The sequence below is a fragment of the Streptomyces mesophilus genome (genome assembly GCF_011044995.1).
Classification (GTDB): Bacteria; Actinomycetota; Actinomycetes; order Streptomycetales; family Streptomycetaceae; genus Streptomyces; species Streptomyces mesophilus.
This window is the reverse complement of record NZ_JAAKZW010000008.1, coordinates 64501-85204: the sequence shown is the minus strand read 5'-3', so window position 1 is coordinate 85204 and position 20704 is coordinate 64501. Positions and strand designations below refer to the sequence as shown.

The following is a 20704-nucleotide window of genomic DNA, read 5'->3' as shown; positions in this document are numbered from 1 at the left end:
GGGGCGGGGTGGGGGAAGAGAAATCAGGCCCCGGCCACAGCGGACCGCACCTCATCGGCGAACCGCGCCGCAGACGACCGCAGCGCCTCAACAGACGGCCCATGCCGCAGCACCCCACGGCTCACATTCGGCACAACGTTCCGCACCGCAGCCCCGAACACCGAGGGCAGATCCGCAGGCGTAGCCCCCTGCGCCCCGATCCCCGGAGCAAGCAACGGCCCGTTGATATCCAGGTCATACGAGGACAGATCCCCGAGCGTCGCCCCGACCACCGCCCCGAACGACCCGAGCGGCGACTCCCCCGCGTTCTCCGCGGCCAGATGCCCGAGCATCGTCGCCCCGACGTTACGGCCGTCGGCCCGCACGGCGTGCTGCACTTCGCCGCCCTCGGGGTTGGAGGTGAGCGCGAGGACGAACAGACCGGCCCCGTTCTCGCGCGCGAGGTCGACGGCGGGCTTCAACGACCCGTATCCGAGATACGGCGACACCGTCAGCGCATCCGAGAACAGCGGCGAGTCCTTGCGCAGGAAGGCCTCGGCGTACGCGGCCATCGTGGACCCGATGTCCCCGCGCTTGGCGTCCATGCAGACCAGCGCACCCGCGGCCCGCGCCTCCGCGACGGTGGTCTCGAGCACCGCCACACCCTTCGACCCGAACCGCTCGAAGAACGCCGCCTGCGGCTTGAACACCGCGACCGTCTCACCGAGCGCCTCGACCACCGTGCGCGAGAACCGCTCCAAGCCCTCGACCGTGTCGGGCAGGCCCCACGAGTCGAGCAGCGAGGCGTGCGGGTCGATGCCGACGCACAGCGGGCCGCGCGAGTCCATCGCGCGCCGAAGGCGGCTGCCAAACGATTCGATGCTCATACGGAGACCTTTCGCGTGTCGGCGCCGACCGCTTCGGCGAGCGTGGCGTACGGGGAGGTATTCAGGCGGGCGGCAAGTCCCTTGTGCATGGCGCGCATCCAGAACGGGCCCTCGTAGATGAAGGCGCTGTAGCCCTGCACCAGCGTGGCGCCCGCGAGGATGCGCTGCCAGGCGTCCTCGGCATTCTCGATGCCGCCGACACCGACCAGGGTGATCTGGTCGCCCACGCGGGCGTACAGACGGCGCAGGACCTCCAGGGAGCGCTCCTTGAGGGGCGCGCCGGACAGTCCACCGGTCTCCTTGACCAGCTCGGGGTCGGAGAGCAGACCTTCACGGCCGATCGTCGTGTTCGTGGCGATGATGCCGTCGAGCCCGAGCTCCACGGCCAGGTCGGCCACCGCGTCGATGTCCTCGTCGGCGAGATCGGGGGCGATCTTCACCAGGAGCGGGACGCGACGGTCCCGTACGGCCGAGTCCGCGGCCTCGCGTACCGCCGAGAGCAGCGGGCGCAGCTGGTCGACGGCCTGGAGGTTGCGCAGACCGGGGGTGTTGGGGGACGAGACGTTCACGACGAGGTAGTCGGCGTGGGCGGCGAGCCGCTCGGTGGACTTCACGTAGTCGCCGGTGGCCTCGGCCTCCGGTACGACCTTGGTCTTGCCGATGTTGACGCCGACGACCGTCTTGAAGGCCGCCTTACGGGACCCGAGACGCTCCGCGACCGCCGCCGAGCCCTCGTTGTTGAAGCCCATCCGGTTGATCAGCGCACGGTCGGGGATGAGCCGGAACAGCCGCTTCTTGGGGTTGCCGGACTGTGCTTCGCCGGTGACCGTGCCGATCTCGATGTGGTCGAAGCCGAGCATGGTCATGCCGTCGATCGCGACGGCGTTCTTGTCGAAGCCGGCCGCGAGCCCGAACGGGCCGTGCATCCGCAAGCCCAGTGCCTCGGTGCGCAGTTCACTGAAGCGCGGGGCGAGCACGGCCGCGACGAACGTCCGCAGGACGGGGATGCGGGCGGCGAGCCGGATCCAGCGGAAGGCCATGTAGTGGGCCTGCTCCGGGTCCATCCGCTTGAAGACGAGGTTGAAGAAGAGTTTGTACATGTCGCAAGTCCTAGGTCTGGTCGCAAGCTGGGGGCCGCATGAACAGCTGGGGGCCGCATGAAGAGGGGGACACCGTTTCCGGTGTCCCCCTCCTGGGCTGCTAGTCGCGACCCGCGGTCAGATGCTCGGCGTGTTCCTGCAGTGAACGCACGCCCACATCACCGTGGTTGAGCGCGTCGATGCCTTGGACGGCGGCGGCGAGGGCCTGGACCGTGGTGAGGCAGGGGACGCTGCGGGCGACGGCGGCGGTACGGATCTCGTAGCCGTCGAGACGGCCGCCGGTGCCGAACGGGGTGTTGACGATCAGGTCGACCTCACCGTCGTGGATCAACTGCACGATGGTCTTCTCACCGTTGGGGCCCTCGCCCTCGCTGAGCTTGCGCACCACCGTGGCGTTGATGCCGTTACGGCGCAGGACCTCGGCCGTGCCGGAGGTCGCCATCAACTCGAAGCCGTGCGAGACCAGTTCACGCGCCGGGAAGATCATGGAGCGCTTGTCGCGGTTGGCGACCGAGATGAACGCCCGTCCCTTGGTGGGCAGCGGGCCGTACGCGCCGGCCTGTGACTTGGCGTAGGCGGTGCCGAAGACGGAGTCGATGCCCATGACCTCGCCGGTGGAGCGCATCTCCGGGCCCAGGACGGTGTCGACGCCGCGGCCGTGGATGTCGCGGAAGCGGCTCCAGGGCATGACGGCCTCCTTGACGGAGATCGGCGCGTCCATCGGCAGCGTGCCGCCGTCGCCGGTCGCCGGGAGCAGGCCCTCGGCGCGCAGTTCGGCGATGGTCGCACCCAGGGAGATGCGGGCGGCGGCCTTCGCGAGCGGGACCGCGGTGGCCTTCGAGGTGAAGGGGACGGTGCGCGAGGCGCGCGGGTTGGCTTCGAGGACGTAGAGAATGTCGCCGGCCATCGCGAACTGAATGTTGATCAGCCCGCGGACCCCGACACCCTTCGCGATGCCCTCGGTTGAGGCGCGCAGCCGCTTGATGTCGAACCCGCCGAGGGTGATCGGCGGCAGGGCGCAGGCGGAGTCGCCGGAGTGGATGCCGGCTTCCTCGATGTGCTCCATGACGCCACCGAGGTACAGCTCCTGCCCGTCGTACAGGGCGTCGACGTCGATCTCGATCGCGTCATCGAGGAAGCGGTCCACGAGAACGGGACGATCCGGCGAGATCTCGGTGGACTCTTCGATGTACGTGGCGAGGCGGGCCTCGTCGTACACGATCTCCATGCCGCGCCCACCCAGCACATACGAGGGGCGCACCAGGACCGGGTAACCGATCTCATCCGCGATCGTCTTCGCCTCGGCGAACGTCGTCGCCGTGCCGTGCTTCGGCGCCGGCAGACCGGCCTCCGCCAGGACCCGGCCGAACGCGCCACGGTCCTCCGCGGCGTGGATCGCCTCCGGGGATGTGCCCACGACCGGGACGCCGTTGTCCTTGAGCGCCTGCGACAGACCCAGCGGGGTCTGGCCGCCGAGCTGCACGATCACACCCGCGAGCGGGCCGGCCTGCTGCTCGGCGTGCACGATCTCCAGCACGTCCTCGAGGGTGAGCGGCTCGAAGTACAGGCGGTCGGAGGTGTCGTAGTCGGTGGAGACGGTCTCCGGGTTGCAGTTGACCATCACCGTCTCGTAGCCGGCGTCGCTCAGCGCGAACGAGGCATGCACACAGGAGTAGTCGAACTCGATACCCTGACCGATCCGGTTCGGACCCGAACCCAGGATGATCACAGCCGGCTTGGTACGCGGGGCGACCTCGCTCTCCTCGTCATACGAGGAGTAGAAGTACGGCGTCTTCGCCGCGAACTCGGCCGCGCAAGTGTCCACCGTCTTGTAGACCGGACGGACGCCCAGCGCATGCCGGACCTCGCGCACGACGTCCTCGCGCAGGCCGCGGATCTCGGCGATCTGCACGTCGGAGAAGCCGTGCCGCTTGGCCTCGGCGAGCAGATCGGTGTCCAGACGCTCGGCGGCGGCCAGCTCGTCGGCGACTTCCTTGATGAGGAAGAGCTGGTCGACGAACCAGGGGTCGATCTTCGTGTACTCGAAGATCTCCTCCTGCGTGGCGCCCGCGCGGATCGCCTCCATGACGGTGTTGATCCGGCCGTCGGTCGGACGCACCGAGAGCTCCAGGAGCTCCTTCTTGTCGCCGACCGGGCCCACGAAGGAGAACTGCGAGCCCTTCTTCTCCAGCGACCGCAGGGCCTTCTGGAACGCTTCGGTGAAGTTCCGGCCGATCGCCATCGCCTCACCCACCGACTTCATGGTCGTGGTGAGCGTCGAGTCGGCAGAGGGGAACTTCTCGAACGCGAACCGCGGAGCCTTCACCACGACGTAGTCGAGCGTCGGCTCGAAGGAAGCCGGAGTCTTCTCCGTGATGTCGTTCGGGATCTCATCCAGCGTGTAACCGACGGCCAGCTTCGCCGCGATCTTCGCGATCGGGAAACCCGTCGCCTTCGACGCCAGCGCGGACGACCGCGACACACGCGGGTTCATCTCGATCACGATCACCCGGCCGTCGACCGGATCGATCGCGAACTGGATGTTGCAACCACCGGTGTCGACACCCACCTCACGGATGATCGCGATACCCACGTCCCGCAGCCGCTGATACTCACGGTCGGTGAGCGTCATCGCCGGCGCGACCGTGATCGAGTCACCGGTGTGCACACCCATCGGGTCGAAGTTCTCGATCGAGCACACGACCACGACGTTGTCGTTCTTGTCGCGCATCAACTCCAGCTCGTACTCCTTCCAGCCAAGGATCGACTCCTCCAGGAGCACCTCAGTGGTCGGCGACAGCGTCAGACCCTGACCGGCGATCCGCCGCAACTCCTCCTCGTCATGCGCGAAACCGGAACCGGCACCACCCATCGTGAAGGAGGGACGGACCACGACCGGGTAACCGCCCAGTTCCTCAACGCCCTTGAGGACGTCGTCCATGGAGTGGCAGATGTACGAACGGGCGGACTCGCCATGCCCGATCTTCTTGTTGACCTCTTCGACGACACCCTTGAACAGGTCGCGGTCCTCGCCCTTGTTGATCGCCTCGACGTTGGCGCCGATCAACTCGACGCCGTACTTCTCCAGGACACCCTGCTCGTGCATGGAGATCGCAGTGTTGAGCGCGGTCTGACCACCGAGGGTGGGAAGGAGAGCATCGGGGCGCTCCTTGGCGATGATCTTTTCGACGAACTCCGGGGTGATCGGCTCGACATACGTGGCGTCGGCGATCTCCGGATCGGTCATGATCGTGGCCGGGTTCGAGTTGACCAGGATCACCCGCAGACCCTCGGCCTTCAGCACCCGGCAGGCCTGGGTCCCGGAGTAGTCGAACTCCGCGGCCTGACCGATCACGATCGGGCCGGAGCCGATGACCAGGACGGACTGGATATCGGTGCGCTTAGGCACGCTCGGCCTCCATCAAAGAAACAAAACGGTCGAACAGGTAGGCGGCGTCATGCGGACCCGCGGCCGCCTCAGGGTGGTACTGGACGCTGAACGCCGGCTGGTCGAGCAGCTGAAGCCCTTCGACGACCTGGTCGTTCAGGCACACATGGGAGACCTCAGCCCGCCCGAAGGGGGTGTCGCTCACCTTGTCGAGCGGCGCGTCCACAGCAAACCCGTGATTGTGCGCAGTGACCTCAACCTTGCCGGTGGTGCGGTCCTGCACCGGCTGATTGATGCCACGATGCCCGTACTTGAGCTTGTACGTACCGAACCCGAGCGCACGGCCCAGGATCTGGTTGCCGAAGCAGATGCCGAACAGGGGCGTCCTGCGCTCCAACACCGCCTGCATCACAGCAACCGGACCATCAGCCGTAGCCGGATCACCCGGACCATTGGAGAAGAACACCCCGTCCGGGTTCACCGCGTACACATCCTCAACCGTCGCGGTCGCCGGCAGCACATGCACCTCGATGCCCCGCTCAGCCATCCGATGCGGCGTCATCCCCTTGATGCCCAGGTCCACAGCCGCCACCGTGAACTTCTTCGTGCCGATCGCGGGAACGACGTACGCCTCCTTCGTCGCCACCTCCGCCGACAGGTTCGCGCCCTTCATCTGCGGCGCCTCCTTCACCCGCGCCAGCAGCGCCGCATCATCCGCGACCTTCTCGCCCGAGAAGATGCCGACGCGCATCGCACCGCGCTCGCGCAGGTGCCGGGTCAGCGCCCGGGTGTCCACGCCGGAGATCCCGACGACGCCCTGGTTCGCGAGCTCCTCGTCCAGCGTGCGCTTGGCCCGCCAGTTCGACGGGACGCGGGCGGGGTCGCGTACGACATAACCGGCGACCCAGATCTGGCCCGACTCGGGGTCTTCGTCGTTCACACCCGTATTACCGACGTGCGGAGCCGTCATCACGACGACCTGCCGGTGATACGAGGGGTCGGTCAGGGTCTCCTGGTAGCCGGTCATGCCGGTGGAGAACACGGCTTCGCCGAAGGTCTCCCCCACGGCCCCGTAGGAACGGCCGCGGAAGATCCGGCCGTCCTCCAGGACGAGTACGGCGGGAGCGGCCTGCGTGCGGGCTCCCCTGGTGGAGGTCGTCATCGTGCGCCTTCCGTGCTGGTGGTGGTCATGGAGTTGATGGCTTCGACCCAGGCCGCGTGCTCGGCGGCGTGGTCGGAGCGGAAGCCCGAGTCGAGGAGCTTGTCGCCGTGCGCCCAGGTGACGACCAGGAGGCCGCCCTCGGCGAGCACCTTGCCCGCGATGCCCTTGTCGAGCCGGGCCTCGCGCAGGGATGCGGCCGGGATGAAGAAGTCCTGTGCTCCAGGGCGTACGACCTCCAGACCGGCGTCCGTGAGCGTGAGCTCGACACGGCTGCGCGTGCCGAGACCGTGGGCCACGATCCGGTCGAGCCACTGCCCGGCCGTGGTGGACGCGTGGTACCGGCCGCTCAGCTCAAGTTTCGCCGGACCTGCCTGATCGGGCGCGGTGGGCAGCTCGGGCAGATCGCTCTGCAGCGTGCCGCGCCACTTCCAGCCCTGGCGCATCAGCCAGTAGAGGAGCGCCACGAAGAGCAGGAGTCCGACGACCCAGCCGATCCGTGCGGCCCAGTCGGTGACCTCGGCAGACTTCTGCTCAGCGGCAAAAGTGATCAGTGTGCTCACGCCAGCTTCCCGTCGATGACCGTCGCGCGGCCCCGCAGGAAGGTGTGGGTGACGCGCCCGGGCAGCTCGAGACCCTCGTACGGGGTGTTGCGGCTGCGGGAGGCGAATTCCGCGGAGTCCACCGGACCACGGTATGCCGGGTCGACCAGCGTGAGGTTGGCCGGCTCACCTGCCGAGACGGGACGTCCATGGCCGGTCAGTCGGCCGATGCTCGCGGGGTTCACGGACATGCGCTGGGCGACGCCCGCCCAGTCGAGCAGCCCGGTGTCGACCATCGTGTGCTGGATCACGGACAGCGCGGTCTCCAGGCCCACCATGCCCATGGCGGCCGCGGCCCACTCGCAGTCCTTGTCCTCGTGCGGGTGCGGGGCGTGGTCGGTGGCGACGATGTCGATCGTGCCGTCGGCCAGGGCCTCGCGCAGCGCCATCACGTCGTTCTCGGTGCGCAGCGGCGGGTTGACCTTGTAGACCGGGTTGTACGTACGCACCATCTCGTCCGTGAGGAGCAGGTGGTGCGGGGTGACCTCGGCGGTGACGTCGATACCGCGGGACTTGGCCCAGCGGACGATCTCGACGGACCCGGCGGTCGACAGGTGGCAGATGTGCACCCGGGAGCCGACGTGCTCGGCGAGCAGCACATCGCGGGCGATGATCGACTCCTCGGCGACGGCCGGCCAGCCGCCCAGACCCAGCTCGGCGGAGACGACGCCCTCGTTCATCTGGGCGCCCTCGGTGAGGCGGGGCTCCTGGGCGTGCTGCGCGACGACACCGTCGAAGGCCTTCACGTACTCCAGGGCGCGCCGCATGATCACGGCGTCGTCCACGCACTTGCCGTCGTCGGAGAAGACCACGACACCGGCCGCGGACTCGTGCATCGCACCGAGCTCGGCGAGCTGCTTGCCCTCCAGGCCCACGGTGACGGCGCCGACGGGCTGCACATCGCAGTAGCCGGACTCGCGGCCGAGCCGCCAGACCTGCTCGACGACACCGGCGGTGTCGGCGACGGGGAAGGTGTTGGCCATCGCGTGCACGGCGGTCCAGCCGCCGCGTGCGGCGGCCTTGGTGCCGGTCAGGACCGTCTCGGAGTCCTCACGGCCGGGCTCGCGCAGGTGGGTGTGCAGGTCGACGAGACCCGGCAGGAGCACTTTGCCGTCGGCCTCGACGACCGTCGCGCCTTCGGCACTCAGCCCGGTGCCGACCGCCTCGATGGTCTCGCCGTCGATCAGGACGTCCTGCGCTTCGCCGCCCAGGACCTTCGCGCCACGGATAAGGATCTTGCTCATGGTTACTTGCTCTCCGATTCGACGGGCCGGGCGTGGGAGACGGCGGGCTCATTGCCGCCCAGAAGCAGATAGAGGACCGCCATGCGCGTGTGCACGCCGTTGGCGACCTGTTCGATGACGGTGCAGCGCGGGGAGTCGGCCACCTCGGCGGTGATCTCCATGCCGCGGACCATCGGGCCGGGGTGCATCACGATCGCGTGCTCCGGCATCTTCGCCATGCGGTCGCCGTCCAGGCCGTAGCGGCGGCTGTACTCGCGCTCGGTCGGGAAGAAGGCGGCGTTCATGCGCTCGCGCTGGACGCGCAGCATCATCACGGCGTCGCTCTTCGGCAGCGTGCTGTCCAGGTCGTACGAGACGTCGCAGGGCCAGGAGTCCATGCCGACGGGCAGCAGCGTGGGCGGCGCGACCAGGGTCACCTGGGCGCCCAGGGTGTGCAGCAGATCCACGTTGGAGCGGGCCACACGGCTGTGCAGGATGTCGCCGACGACCGTGATCCGCTTGCCGGACAGGTCCTGGCCGATGCCCGCGTCGGGGCCGAGCAGCCGGCGCCGCATGGTGAAGGCGTCGAGCAGCGCCTGGGTGGGGTGCTGGTGGGTGCCGTCACCGGCGTTGATGACGGGGGCGTCGATCCAGCCGGAGTTCGCCAGGCGGTACGGGGCGCCGGAGGCGCCGTGCCGGATGACGACGGCGTCGACGCCCATCGCCTCGAGGGTCTGGGCGGTGTCCTTGAGGGACTCGCCCTTGGACACCGAAGAACCCTTGGCCGCGAAGTTGATGACGTCCGCGGAGAGCCGCTTCTCGGCGGCCTCGAAGGAGATCCGCGTACGGGTCGAGTCCTCGAAGAACAGGTTGCAGATCGTCCGTCCGCGCAGCGCGGGCAGCTTCTTGATCGGCCGGTCCGCGACGCGGGCCATCTCCTCGGCGGTGTCGAGGATCAGGACGGCTTCGTCGCGGGTGAGATCGGCGGCCGAGATGAGGTGACGCATCATCTGGAAGGCTCCGTAAGGCAGTTCAGAAGGTCCGGGTCTCCCCGGATTCACGGGCATGCGGGCGTGCGGAAGCACACAACGGTCCGGAAAAGGACCGCGGGGTGCTAGCGCTCGCCTGCCGGGGAGGCCTGCTTCTCGCCGAGCAGCACGGCGTCGCGGCCGTCCTCCTCGTCGAGCTGGACCTTGACCGTCTCCCGCAGCGACGTCGGGAGGTTCTTGCCGACGTAGTCGGCGCGGATCGGCAGCTCGCGGTGGCCGCGGTCGACCAGAACGGCGAGCTGCACGGCGCGCGGCCGGCCGATGTCGTTCAGGGCGTCGAGGGCGGCGCGGATGGTGCGGCCGGAGAAGAGCACGTCGTCGACGAGGACGACGAGCCGGCCGTCGAGGCCGTCGGAGGGGATCTCGGTGCGCGCGAGGGCCCGCGGCGGGTGCATCCGCAGGTCGTCGCGGTACATGGTGATGTCGAGCGAACCGACCGGGATCTTGCGTCCGGTGATCTCTTCGAGCTTGGCGGCCAGGCGCCGGGCGAGGAAGACGCCGCGGGTCGGAATGCCGAGGAGCACCACATCGTCGGCGCCCTTGGCGCGTTCGACGATCTCGTGGGCGATGCGGGTCAGTACCCGCGCGATGTCCGGGCCCTCGAGAACGGGCCGGGCAGCATCGGAGTGCGCGCTTGAGTCCATGAAAAGGACCTCCTTCTCCGCCTCACGGGACGGACCTTAAAGGACGTCTTAATTGCGCCCACCACGTTACCAGCACCTGGCAACAGCCCAGATCACACCCCCTCCGAAGGGGCGGTCCGGACCTTTCGGCTTGACGCATGGACGTAACGCTGCGTAACCTCACAGTGAGTTACCAGCCATGCGGCAGGCTTGGACCGGCCGCAGATCGAATCGGTGTCCGGGAGCTATATGTCCAGCGAATACGCCAAACAGCTCGGGGCCAAGCTTCGAGCGATCCGCACCCAGCAGGGCCTCTCCCTCCACGGTGTGGAGGAGAAGTCCCAGGGACGCTGGAAGGCGGTCGTGGTCGGGTCCTACGAGCGTGGCGACCGCGCCGTGACGGTGCAGCGCCTGGCCGAGCTGGCCGACTTCTACGGGGTGCCGGTGCAGGAGCTCCTTCCGGGCACGACCCCCGGTGGCGCCGCCGAGCCGCCGCCGAAGCTGGTCCTTGACCTCGAGCGCCTCGCGCACGTCCCGCAGGAGAAGGCCGGACCGCTGCAGCGCTATGCCGCGACCATCCAGTCGCAGCGCGGCGACTACAACGGCAAGGTCCTCTCGATCCGTCAGGACGACCTGCGCACCCTCGCCGTGATCTACGACCAGTCGCCCTCGGTCCTCACCGAGCAGCTCATCAGCTGGGGCGTCCTGGACGCCGACGCCCGCCGCGCGGTGGCCCACGAAGAGGCCTGAGCCTCTCTGCAGAAACGTACCGCCTGGGCGGGACCAACCGGTCCCGCCCAGGCGGCTTTTCGTTGGCCTGAACTCCCCGCCACCCCCACACCCCCTTGGCCAGAGCTTGGTACGCCAAGGCACCTGTTATCGGCTGGTGTTCGCAGCGGCGGCACTGTGATGATGAGCGCGTGACGCACGACCCGGCGCCCGTCATCCTCGGCATCGACGACCTCCGCCCGCTCCCGCACGCGACCCGCATCGCCCGGACCAGCCGCGAAGGCGTCGAGCTCCTGCGTGAGCACCGCGACACCTACATCGACGAGCTGTGGCTCGACCACGATCTCGGCGGCGAGGACAGCATCATGCCCGTCGTGACCCTCTTGGAGGAGGCAGCCTTCAGCGGCCGCCCCTTCCGCATCGGAACGGTCTTCGTGCACAGCGCCAACCCCATCGGCGCCGAAACCGTCGTCCGCTCGCTCACCCGCTGGAACTACCGCGTGCGCCGGACGGCGGCCTGACAGCAGCGCGAAAGGCCCGCGACGCAGCAAGCGTCGCGGGCCTTTCGTGTGCCGACCGGTAGAGGACTACGCCTCGTCCCGGCGCAGAGACGGCTTGAGGTCCTTCAGGCGGCCCAGGAGGCCGTTGATGAAGGACGGCGACTCGTCCGTGGAGAACTCCTTGGCGAGCTGCACGGCCTCGTCGAGCACGACGGCGTCCGGCGTCCCGTCGACCCAGACCAGCTCATAGGCACCGAGCCGCAGGATGTTGCGGTCCACGGCGGGCATGCGGTCGAGCGTCCAGCCGACGGAGTACTGGGCGATCAGCTCGTCGATACGCGCGGCATGCTGCACGTATCCCTCGATGAGCTCCATCGTGTACTCGCTGACGGGCGGCTGCCGCGTGTCCGACCTGGAGAGCCGGATCCAGTCCGCGAGGACCGTGGGCACGGAGGCATCGCGCTGGTCGGCCTCGAAGAGGATCTGGAAGGCGCGCTTACGAGCCGTATTACGGGCAGCCACGGTTAGCTGTTCACCCGGCCGAGGTAGCCGCTGTCACGGGTGTCGACCTTGATCTTCTCGCCCGTGGTGATGAACAGCGGGACCTGGATCTGGTGACCGGTCTCCAGCGTCGCCGGCTTGGTGCCACCGGTGGAGCGGTCGCCCTGGACGCCCGGCTCGGTCTCCTGGATGACGAGCTCGACGGCGGCCGGCAGCTCGACGAAGAGCACCGAGCCCTCGTGCTGCGCGACGGAGGCGGTGAAGCCCTCGATCAGGAAGTTGGCGGCGTCGCCGACAGCCTTCTTGTCGACGTGCAGCTGGTCGTAGGTCTCCATGTCCATGAAGACGAAGTACTCGCCGTCCATGTAGGAGAACTGCATGTCGCGCTTGTCGATGGTGGCCGTCTCGACCTTCACGCCGGCGTTGAACGTCTTGTCGACGACCTTGCCGGACATCACGTTCTTGAGCTTGGTGCGCACGAAGGCCGGGCCCTTGCCGGGCTTGACGTGCTGGAACTCGACGACGGACCAGAGCTGGCCCCCGTCGAGCTTGAGCACCATGCCGTTCTTGAGGTCGTTCGTGGAAGCCACGGTTGCGGATCTCCTGGACTGGACTGGGTGGGACCAAGGGCACGCCGCGCTACAGCGCGAGCAGCTCCTTGGTCGTAATGGTGAGTAGCTCGGGTCCGCCGTCCGCCTCGGGGCGCACGACGAGCGTGTCATCGATCCGGACACCACCCCGTCCCGGGAGGTGTACCCCTGGTTCGACGGTGACCGGCACGCAAGCGTCCAGTTTACCCATGGCCGTGGGGGCCAACTTCGGGTCCTCTCCGATTTCGAGCCCGACGCCGTGTCCGGTGAGCGCGGGGAGCTGTTCCGCGTACCCGGCGGAGTCCAGTACCTGCCGGGCCGCATGGTCCACATCGCGGTAGGCCACACCGGGTGCGAGGGCCTCTCGCCCGGCCCGCTGCGCAGCGAAAACCAGGTCGTACAACTCGATCTGCCAGTCGGCCGGAGACGTACCGATGACGAAGGTGCGGCCGATCTCGCAGCGGTAGCCCCGATAGTTGGCGCCGAGGCAGACGGAGAGGAAATCGCCCTCCTCGACCCTGCGGTCGGACGGGCGGTGGCCGCCGCGCCCCGAGTTCGGCCCGGTGCCGACGGAGGTGGCGAACGCCGGGCCGTCGGCTCCGTGGTCGACGAGGCGGCGCTCGAGTTCGAGGGCCAGATGGCGTTCGGTGCGTCCCACGAGGATCGATTCGAGGAGTTCGCCGAGCGCCTGGTCGGTGATCTCCGAGGCGATACGGAGATACGAGATCTCCTCGTCGTCCTTGACGAGGCGCAGCTGCTCGACCGCGCACCCCAGGTCGGCCAGGCGCAGCCGGGGCGCGACGGAGGTGAGCGCACGGTGGCGGGCGACCGTCAGATGGTGTTCCTCGACGGCGAGCGACTCGGCGCCCGCGGCCGCGGCGAGGTCGGCGGCGGCGACGACCGCGTCACCGTCCGGGGCCCCGAGGACCTGGAGCCTCAGGTGCTCGTCCGGCCTGCCTTCCACGGGCTCCCCGGTCGGCACCTTGCTGCAGAGCAGCAGATCCTCGCGGGGGCCGAGCAGCAGCACGGCTCCCCGGGGCGAAGCGCCCGCGAGATAACGGACGTTGGCGGGCTGGGACACGACGGCCGCGGCGCTGCCACCGGCCGTGCACTGTTCCCTCAGCCGCTCCCTGCGAGCCGCGTACACCTCTGACATGAGCCGAGCGTACGAACGATGGCGCGCGGCTGCCCGGTCAGCGCGTCCGACCGGGCGCCACGGGCCCGGAGGCGGAGCCCTCAGGCCCTCACCACTGCGGCGGGCTCGCTATCGACCGGGCAAGGACCTCGTCCAGGACCCGCGCCGTGGTCGGCACGTCATAGTGCGAGTTGTCGATGATGGGCAGCCCCGAGCCGTACCAGCCGGCCATCCGGCCGTGGATCCGGGCGACTTCCTCGTCCGTGAGCCGCCGGTTGCCGCTGCGCTGGGCATTGCGCTCCAGGACGATCTCCAGGCCGGGCAGCAGGACAACGGGCAGCAGCCCGGGCCCCACGTGCCGCTTCCAGCCGCCGAGGCCGACAACCGGCCGGTCGGGGAAGACCGCGTCGTCGAGGATGCAGGAGATCCCGTTGGCCAGGAAGTTGCGCGCCGCGAAGCCGCAGGTGCGGCGGGCGAGGCGGTACTGGGCCTCCGAGTGGTCGTTCCACCCGGTCTGGGGGTCGGCGAACCCCGAGCGCACCCATTCCCGTACGTCGTCGAGGCTGATGTGCGCCGTGGGCACCCGGCGGTGCTCGGCCCAGTACTTGGCGACGGAGGTCTTGCCGGCGCCGGCGGGACCGATCAGGAGCACGGCCAACGTTGTCGCCCCGGTGTCGACCGGCGCCTGGCCCTGCGGCGGACTCGGTACGGCGACAGGGCCGCCGGGCGGCAGCTGCACATGTCCGGTCGTGTCACGCGACGGCGGCGCCTGCTGCAGAGGCTGGTGCGGGGCGGGAGCGCGCTGCGGGGCCGGTGCCGGCTGCGGCGCGGGACCGTTGTGGAAGGTGGCCGCGGGCGGGCCGGCCGGAGGCGGCGCCACCACGGGCGGCGGCGGTCCGACGGGGCCGGGCGGCGGCACGGATCCAGGTGGCGGCGGCCCCGGCGGGGTCACGGAACCCTGGGGCATCGATCCGGCCCCCGGCGGAACCTGGTGCGGTCCGGCCGGTCCATGCCCCGGCTGATGGGGCGGCGGCAGCGGGTTGCCCACTGCGTGCTGCATCCGGTGCCACTCCGTCTCGTAACTGCGACCGGCGCTGGTCGGGCGCCTGGTCGGGCGGAACTCGGCGTCGGGTCCCAGGGTGTCTCCTCGCGGCCGCCGGACGCTTTTCCGACGACAGGGTCTACGGAACGGTACCGCCCCCGGCCGCCGTTGTGTGAACGTCCGGGGGCGGACAGAAGTGCCCGAATGCCTTGATTACGAAGAAACTTCGCCGTACGCGGCGAGCAGAATCGCCGGGTCGGGACCTTCGAGAACCGACGGCTTGGCCAGCCCGTCCAGGACGATGAAACGCAGCAGGTTGCCGCGGGACTTCTTGTCCACCTTCATCGTCTCGAGCAGCTTGGGCCACTGGTCGTAGCGGTACGTCAGCGGCAGTCCGACGGACTCGAGGACGCTGCGGTGCCGGTCGGCCGTCGCGTCGTCCAACCGGCCCGCGAGACGGCCGAGTTCGGCGGCGAAGGCCATGCCGACGGAGACCGCCGCGCCATGCCGCCACTTGTAGCGCTCGTTCTTCTCGATCGCATGGGCCAGCGTGTGCCCGTAGTTGAGGATCTCGCGCAGCCCGGACTCCTTGAGGTCGCTGGAGACGACCTCGGTCTTGACGCGGATCGACCGCTCGATCAGCTCGGCGGTGTGCGGACCCGCGGGCGTACGCGCCGCCTCGGGGTCCTGCTCGATCAGGTCAAGGATCACCGGGTCGGCGATGAAGCCGGCCTTGATGATCTCGGCGAGCCCGGACACGTAGTCGTTGACCGGCAGCGAGTCGAGCGCGGCGAGGTCGCAGATGACCCCGGCCGGCGGATGGAAGGAGCCGACGAGGTTCTTGCCCTCGGCGGTGTTGATCCCGGTCTTGCCGCCGACCGCCGCGTCCACCATGCCGAGCACGGTGGTCGGCACGGCGACCCAGCGCACGCCGCGCAGCCATGTGGCCGCCACGAACCCGGCGAGGTCGGTGGTCGCGCCGCCGCCGATGCCCACGATCACATCGGTGCGCGTGAAGCCGGTCTGGCCCAGGGCCTTCCAGCAGTACGCGGCGACCTCGGCGGTCTTGGCCTCCTCGGCGTTGGGCACCTGGATGGCCACGGCCTCGTAGCCCTGCTCGGCGAGGTCGGCCCGGATGGCGTCACCGGTCTCGGCCAGCGCCTCGGGGTGGATGACCGCGACGCGCTGCGCCGTCCGGCCGATGAGGCCCGCGAGTTCACCGAGCAGCGAGCGGCCGACGAGCACCTCGTACGCGTCGCTTCCGGCCGTAGCGCCGACCTGGATCCGGGTCACCTGCTGCTCGGTCATGCCTGCTTCAACTCCAGTGCTTCGAGGACCGCTTCGGCGACCTCTTCGGGGGCCCGGCCGTCGGTGGCGACCACCACGCGGGCGACTTCCTGGTACAAGGGGCGGCGCGCTTCCATGAGTTCACGCCACTGCTTGCGCGGATTGATCATGAGCAGCGGGCGGGCCGCGTTCAGACCGGTGCGCTTCACGGCTTCGTCGACGTCCATCGACAGATAGACGACCGTGTGCTCGCCGAGCAGCGCACGGGTGCCCTCGTCGAGCACGGCGCCGCCGCCCAGGGCGAGCACCCCGGCGTGACCGGCGAGCGCATCGCGTACCGCCGCACGCTCGAGCTCGCGGAAGTGCGGTTCGCCTTCCTCGAGGAAGATGTCCGAGATCTCCCGGCCGCCGGCGGCCACGATGTCCGCGTCGGTGTCACGGAAAGTGCAGCCGAGCCGCTCGGCGAGCAGTTCGCCGACGGTCGTCTTGCCCACGCCCATCGGGCCGACGAGGACGATGCGGGGACTCGTCGGGCTCATCGGATCTGCAGGTTGTCGAGGTACGACTGCACGTTGCGCCGCGTTTCGGGAACGCTGTCGCCGCCGAACTTCTCGGCCACCGCGTCCGCGAGCACCAGAGCGACCATGGCCTCGGCCACGATGCCGGCGGCGGGCACGGCGCACACGTCGGAGCGCTGGTGGTGCGCCTTCGCGGCCTCGCCGGTGGCGACGTCGATGGTGGCGAGCGCGCGCGGCACGGTCGCGATGGGCTTCATCGCGGCCCGTACGCGAAGGAGTTCACCGGTGGTGAGACCACCCTCCGTACCGCCGGAGCGGCCGGAGGAACGCTTCACACCGTCCTCGGTCTGCACGATCTCGTCGTGCGCCTGCGAGCCGGGTACACGCGCGAGATCGAAGCCGTCGCCGACCTCGACGCCCTTGATGGCCTGGATGCCCATGAGCGCGGCGGCAAGCCGCGCGTCGAGCCGCCGGTCCCAGTGCACATGCGAGCCGAGCCCGACGGGCACGCCGTACGCGAGCACCTCGACCACACCGCCGAGGGTGTCGCCGTCCTTGTGGGCCTGGTCGATCTCCGCGACCATCGCCTTCGACGCGTCGGCGTCGAGGCAGCGCACCGGGTCGGCGTCGAGCTTCTCGACATCGGCCGGGGTCGGGTAGACGCCGTACGGGGCCTTCGCCGCGGCGAGTTCGACGACATGACTGACGATCTCGATGCCGGCGGTCTCCTTGAGGTACGACCGGGCGACCGCACCGAGCGCCACACGAGCCGCGGTCTCGCGCGCCGAGGCGCGCTCCAGGATCGGACGTGCCTCGTCGAAGCCGTACTTCTGCATGCCCGCGAGGTCGGCGTGGCCGGGACGCGGACGGGTCAGCGGGGCGTTGCGCGCGAGACCGTCGAGGATCTCGGGGTCGACCGGGTCGGCCGACATGACCTGCTCCCACTTGGGCCACTCGGTGTTGCCCACCATGATCGCGACCGGGGAGCCCATCGACAGACCGTGGCGCACCCCGCCGAGGAACGTGATCGCGTCCTGCTCGAACTTCATCCGCGCGCCGCGTCCATAGCCGAGCCGCCGCCTCGCCAGGTGGTCCGCCACCATCTCGGTGGTGATCGGGACGCCCGCGGGCAGCCCCTCAAGGGTCGCCACGAGTGCGGGGCCGTGGGACTCGCCCGCGGTCAGCCAACGCAACCTGCTCAACGGTGCTCCTCATGCTCGCGCCTGGTACAGCGGCGGCGCGACCGGGTGCGCGGCCCTGGCCCGCCTGCCTAGATCCTCCCACGACCGGCACCCTGCACCGGCCGCCGGTCCAGCAGGCGGACGGGCGTCTCAGCCCTCGCGGCGCGTGGAGTCCTGCTGCGGGGCGTAGCTGCCGAGGAAGTCGGCGCCGCTGCCCTGGCTCGGCTGAGGCGGCGCGCTCTGCTGGGCACCGGGTGCGTAGGGGCCGAGATAATCGGCTCCCGACCGCTGCCCGGTCTGCGCGGCCGCCTGAACCGGCAGTCCCTGCCTCCGCGCACGACGACGGTCGATCTTCCGCTTGATCTTCACGACCCAGCTCGCGACGAAGGCGAGCAGGATCAGCGCCACCACGGTGATCTGGATCCAGTCGGGCAGAAACCCGAGCAACCCGTCGAAAATCCTGCTGCCGATCGAGGCCAGCGACACACCTGTATCCATGAACGTCCCCCCCACGGGATCACAACGCGAACGCCGGGATCCTAGCGCTCCGCCAGCGCCCGCTCCCCCGCGGCCCGCATGGCGCCGAGCGGGGCGGGCGAACGCCCCGTCATCTGCTCGACCTGCAACACCGCTTGGTGCACCAGAAGATCGAGACCACTGACCACCGCGCCGCCGAACATCGACCAGCGCGCGGCCAGTTCGGTGGGCCACGGCTCGTAGAGGACGTCGAAGAGCGTGCCCGGCCGTTCGGGCACGGACTGCGCCAGTTCGTCGGTCGTCCCGGCGGGCGTCGTGGCGATCACCAAGGGCGCCTCAAGAGCCGACGCGGCATCGCTCCAGGAAGCCGTACGCACGTCGACATCGAGCCGCTCGCCCCACTGCTTCATCTCCAAGGCGCGCGCCTCGCTGCGTACGTACGCGACGACCTCACCCGTACAGACGCGGGACAGCGCCGCGAGCGCCGAGGAGGCCGTGGCGCCGGCGCCGAGGATCGCCGCCGACTCCACCTGCTCGACGCCGTGTTCGCGCAGCGCATCGACGATCCCGGGGATGTCCGTGTTGTCACCGACGCGACGGCCGTCCTCGGTGAAGACGACCGTGTTGACGGCCTCCACCGACGCGGCCGTCTCACTGACCTCGTCGAGCAGCGGCAGCACGGCCCGCTTGAGCGGCATGGTCAGCGAAAGCCCGGCCCACTCCTCGCCGAGCCCATCGAGGAACCCGGGGAGCCCGGCCTCGTCCACCTCGAAGCGCTCGTACGACCAGTCCCGCAAGCCCAGCCGCTCGTACGCCGCGCGGTGCAGCACGGGCGAGAGCGAGTGGGCGATGGGCGAGCCGAGAACCGCGGCTCGCCGTCGCACCTCTGCCATCAGTCGTTCTTCTTCTGTTCCTCGAGGTACTTCTGACGGTTGCGCTCGTGCTCCGCGTTTGTCACCGCGAACAGCGTCTCGTTCGCGTTGATCGAGACGAAGTAGTTCCACTTGCCCTTGACCGGGTTGATCGCCGCTTCCAGCGCATCCTTGCTGAAGGTGCTGATCGGGCCCGGCGGCAGACCCTTGGCGCCCGCCCAGTACGTGTTGTACGGGTCCTTGATCTGGCGCAGTTCGTCGACGGAACCGGTGCCGAGCTTGGACTCGCCGCGTACGTAGTTGACCGTCGAGTCCATGTCCAGGAGGCCGTAGGTCTCCGGGTTGTCGAGACTCTTGCGGTTGTAGATGACCCGCGAGATCTTCCCGAAGTCCTGCTTGTGGCCTTCCTTCTGCACGATGCTCGCCACGGTGAGGACGTCGATCGGGTTGTCGAGGCCCAGGTCCTTCGCCTTGGTCTCGAGGTTGTAGCCCTCGAGCAGCGCGGTCGTACCCGCCACCATCTTCTTGAGGACTTCCTCGGACTTCATGCCCTCGGACACCGCGTACGTGTCCGGGCGCAGGAAGCCCTCGAGCGGGTCCTTGACGTCCTTGTTCGGGGACTCGGCCCACTTGGGCAGGCCGAGTTCCTTCCAGTTCTCCTTGGCGTAGGCGGCCGTGGTGCCCGCCTTCTGGCCGGTGCGCTTGTCGATCTCCTTGTAGATCTTGGAGTTGCGGTCACCGGGGATGACCATCAGGTTGTTGCGGCTCTTCGGGTCGAGCATCAGCGCGACCGCGGACTCGGCGGACATCTCCTTCTGGAGGGTGTACGCGCCTTCCTGGATGCCCAGGCCCTTCGGGTTGTCCGCCTGGGCGGAGGCGAACGCCTCGACGCTGGCGACCACCCCGGCGTTCTTGAGGATCGAGCCGATCTGGTTGCCGCCCGCACCCTTGGGGATGACCACGGACACCATCTCGCCGTTGCCACTGCCCGAGTAGTCCTCGGCCGCCCCGAAACGGTCCTGGTAGAACTGGTAGCCGAAGTAGCCGACGCCGCCGATACCGCCGGCGAACACCGCCGCCACGACCAGGCAGGCGCAGCCGCTGCGGCGCTTCTTGCCGCCCTTGCCGCCGCGGCCTCTGCGATCGCCGCGGCCACCACCGCCGCCGCGTCCGCGGTCGTCATCGTCGTAGTCGTCGCCGTCGTCCCCGCCGCCGGCGAAGAACGCGTGCTCGCCCTGGTCGGGACCCGGGTCCCAGTCGGGCTTCTGCTCGGGCACCGCACGACGGCGGCCCGGAGGCTGCGGCGGCGGGTAGGCCTCGGGCGTGCGGTAGTGGTCGGGCTGCTCGCCGCCGCCGTACTGCGCGGGCTGGCCGTAGGGGTCGGCCCCCGCTCCGTACGAGGCCTGCTGACCCGTGTCCCAGCCGCCGTTGTAGTCGTGCTGCGGGTAACCGCCCTGCGCACCGCCGCCGTAGGAGGCCTGCTGACCCGTGTCGTACGACTGCTGGTTCGAGCCCCCGCCGTACGAGGCCTGCTGGCCGGTGTCGTACGACGGATAGCCGTGCTGGCCCGTGTCGTACTGTTGCGGATTGTGCTGCTGCGGCTGCTGCGGGTAGTGCTGCTGCGGCTGGCCGCCGTACGGACTCTGGCCACCGGCGGCCTGCTGTCCTGACCATCCCTGGTCCCCGTACAACGGGTCCTCGGGATGCCACGGTTCGGGACCTTGGCCCCGGCCATACTCAGTCATCGATCCCCTACGAGCCGCGAGGCGGCCGCCGGACGCTGTGCGACCGGATCCCTCCGCCTCTCCTGCTGCACGCCCACTGTGTTCGAACACCGGCGCATCGCGCGGAACGTTACCGTA

General features: G+C 69.4%; 20 protein-coding genes. 2 read left to right on the top strand and 18 right to left on the bottom strand.

All coding sequences use genetic code 11. The annotated features are described in order from the left end of the window. Positions 1–23: 23 nt before the first annotated feature. The 8 genes from pyrF to pyrR all read right to left on the bottom strand — a co-directional run bounded on the left by pyrF (position 24) and on the right by pyrR (position 10031). Complete coding sequence (gene pyrF / locus G6045_RS05060) at positions 24–866, bottom strand: orotidine-5'-phosphate decarboxylase (protein WP_165330570.1); 843 nt, start codon at positions 864–866, stop codon at positions 24–26. Continuing rightward, positions 863–1966, bottom strand: a complete 1104-nt coding sequence (locus tag G6045_RS05055) for a quinone-dependent dihydroorotate dehydrogenase (protein WP_165330569.1) — start codon at positions 1964–1966, stop codon at positions 863–865. Before G6045_RS05055 ends, pyrF begins: the two co-directional genes overlap by 4 nt. 100 nt (positions 1967–2066) lie before the next feature. Continuing rightward, positions 2067–5375 (bottom strand): carbamoyl-phosphate synthase large subunit, encoded by a 3309-nt coding sequence (carB, locus tag G6045_RS05050; RefSeq protein ID WP_165330568.1) that lies wholly within the window; start codon positions 5373–5375, stop codon positions 2067–2069. Further along, complete coding sequence (gene carA, locus G6045_RS05045) at positions 5368–6516, bottom strand: glutamine-hydrolyzing carbamoyl-phosphate synthase small subunit (RefSeq protein ID WP_165330567.1); 1149 nt, start codon at positions 6514–6516, stop codon at positions 5368–5370. Before carA ends, carB begins: the two co-directional genes overlap by 8 nt. Then, positions 6513–7076, bottom strand: coding sequence for a PH-like domain-containing protein (locus G6045_RS05040; RefSeq protein ID WP_165330566.1), 564 nt, complete (start codon positions 7074–7076; stop codon positions 6513–6515). Before G6045_RS05040 ends, carA begins: the two co-directional genes overlap by 4 nt. After that, on the bottom strand, positions 7073–8359 hold the full coding sequence (locus G6045_RS05035; protein WP_165330565.1) for a dihydroorotase: 1287 nt from the start codon (positions 8357–8359) through the stop codon (positions 7073–7075). The genes G6045_RS05040 and G6045_RS05035 overlap by 4 nt, the downstream gene beginning before the upstream one ends. 2 nt (positions 8360–8361) lie before the next feature. Continuing rightward, positions 8362–9348, bottom strand: a complete 987-nt coding sequence (locus G6045_RS05030; RefSeq protein ID WP_165330564.1) for an aspartate carbamoyltransferase catalytic subunit — start codon at positions 9346–9348, stop codon at positions 8362–8364. Positions 9349–9452: 104 nt separating this feature from the next. Continuing rightward, positions 9453–10031, bottom strand: coding sequence for a bifunctional pyr operon transcriptional regulator/uracil phosphoribosyltransferase PyrR (gene pyrR, locus G6045_RS05025; RefSeq protein ID WP_165330563.1), 579 nt, complete (start codon positions 10029–10031; stop codon positions 9453–9455). Positions 10032–10259: 228 nt separating this feature from the next. Between pyrR and bldD the strand changes: the two genes are divergently transcribed. Both bldD and G6045_RS05015 read left to right on the top strand, forming a co-directional pair. Then, positions 10260–10760: a transcriptional regulator BldD gene (gene bldD / locus G6045_RS05020; RefSeq protein WP_093608484.1), complete on the top strand. Its 501-nt coding sequence runs from the start codon at positions 10260–10262 to the stop codon at positions 10758–10760. Between the two features lie 170 nt (positions 10761–10930). Continuing rightward, positions 10931–11260: a cyclic-phosphate processing receiver domain-containing protein gene (locus G6045_RS05015; RefSeq protein WP_235967562.1), complete on the top strand. Its 330-nt coding sequence runs from the start codon at positions 10931–10933 to the stop codon at positions 11258–11260. Between the two features lie 66 nt (positions 11261–11326). Here the strand turns inward: G6045_RS05015 and nusB are convergent, their stop codons facing one another. The 10 genes from nusB to mltG form a co-directional block, all read right to left on the bottom strand. Next, a complete protein-coding gene (gene nusB, locus G6045_RS05010) occupies positions 11327–11761 on the bottom strand; it encodes a transcription antitermination factor NusB (RefSeq protein WP_165330562.1) in 435 nt (144 codons plus the stop codon). A gap of 2 nt (positions 11762–11763) precedes the next feature. Beyond that, the gene (gene efp / locus G6045_RS05005) at positions 11764–12330 is read right to left on the bottom strand and encodes an elongation factor P (RefSeq protein WP_165330561.1); all 567 of its coding nucleotides are present in this window, start codon (positions 12328–12330) and stop codon (positions 11764–11766) included. 49 nt (positions 12331–12379) lie between these two features. Then, a complete protein-coding gene (locus G6045_RS05000) occupies positions 12380–13486 on the bottom strand; it encodes an aminopeptidase P family protein (RefSeq protein ID WP_165330560.1) in 1107 nt (368 codons plus the stop codon). A gap of 88 nt (positions 13487–13574) precedes the next feature. Beyond that, positions 13575–14525 (bottom strand): Pro-rich N-terminal domain-containing protein, encoded by a 951-nt coding sequence (locus tag G6045_RS04995; RefSeq protein ID WP_165330559.1) that lies wholly within the window; start codon positions 14523–14525, stop codon positions 13575–13577. A 195-nt stretch (positions 14526–14720) separates the two neighbouring features. Beyond that, complete coding sequence (aroB, locus tag G6045_RS04990) at positions 14721–15815, bottom strand: 3-dehydroquinate synthase (protein WP_165330558.1); 1095 nt, start codon at positions 15813–15815, stop codon at positions 14721–14723. After that, on the bottom strand, positions 15812–16333 hold the full coding sequence (locus tag G6045_RS04985) for a shikimate kinase (RefSeq protein ID WP_165330557.1): 522 nt from the start codon (positions 16331–16333) through the stop codon (positions 15812–15814). The genes aroB and G6045_RS04985 overlap by 4 nt, the downstream gene beginning before the upstream one ends. After that, on the bottom strand, positions 16330–17514 hold the full coding sequence (gene aroC, locus G6045_RS04980) for a chorismate synthase (RefSeq protein WP_165330556.1): 1185 nt from the start codon (positions 17512–17514) through the stop codon (positions 16330–16332). The genes G6045_RS04985 and aroC overlap by 4 nt, the downstream gene beginning before the upstream one ends. A gap of 129 nt (positions 17515–17643) precedes the next feature. Then, on the bottom strand, positions 17644–17991 hold the full coding sequence (locus G6045_RS04975) for a hypothetical protein (protein WP_165330555.1): 348 nt from the start codon (positions 17989–17991) through the stop codon (positions 17644–17646). A gap of 41 nt (positions 17992–18032) precedes the next feature. After that, complete coding sequence (locus G6045_RS04970) at positions 18033–18863, bottom strand: shikimate dehydrogenase (protein WP_165330554.1); 831 nt, start codon at positions 18861–18863, stop codon at positions 18033–18035. Then, the gene (mltG, locus tag G6045_RS04965) at positions 18863–20587 is read right to left on the bottom strand and encodes an endolytic transglycosylase MltG (RefSeq protein ID WP_165330553.1); all 1725 of its coding nucleotides are present in this window, start codon (positions 20585–20587) and stop codon (positions 18863–18865) included. Before mltG ends, G6045_RS04970 begins: the two co-directional genes overlap by 1 nt. Between the last annotated feature and the right edge of the window lie 117 nt (positions 20588–20704).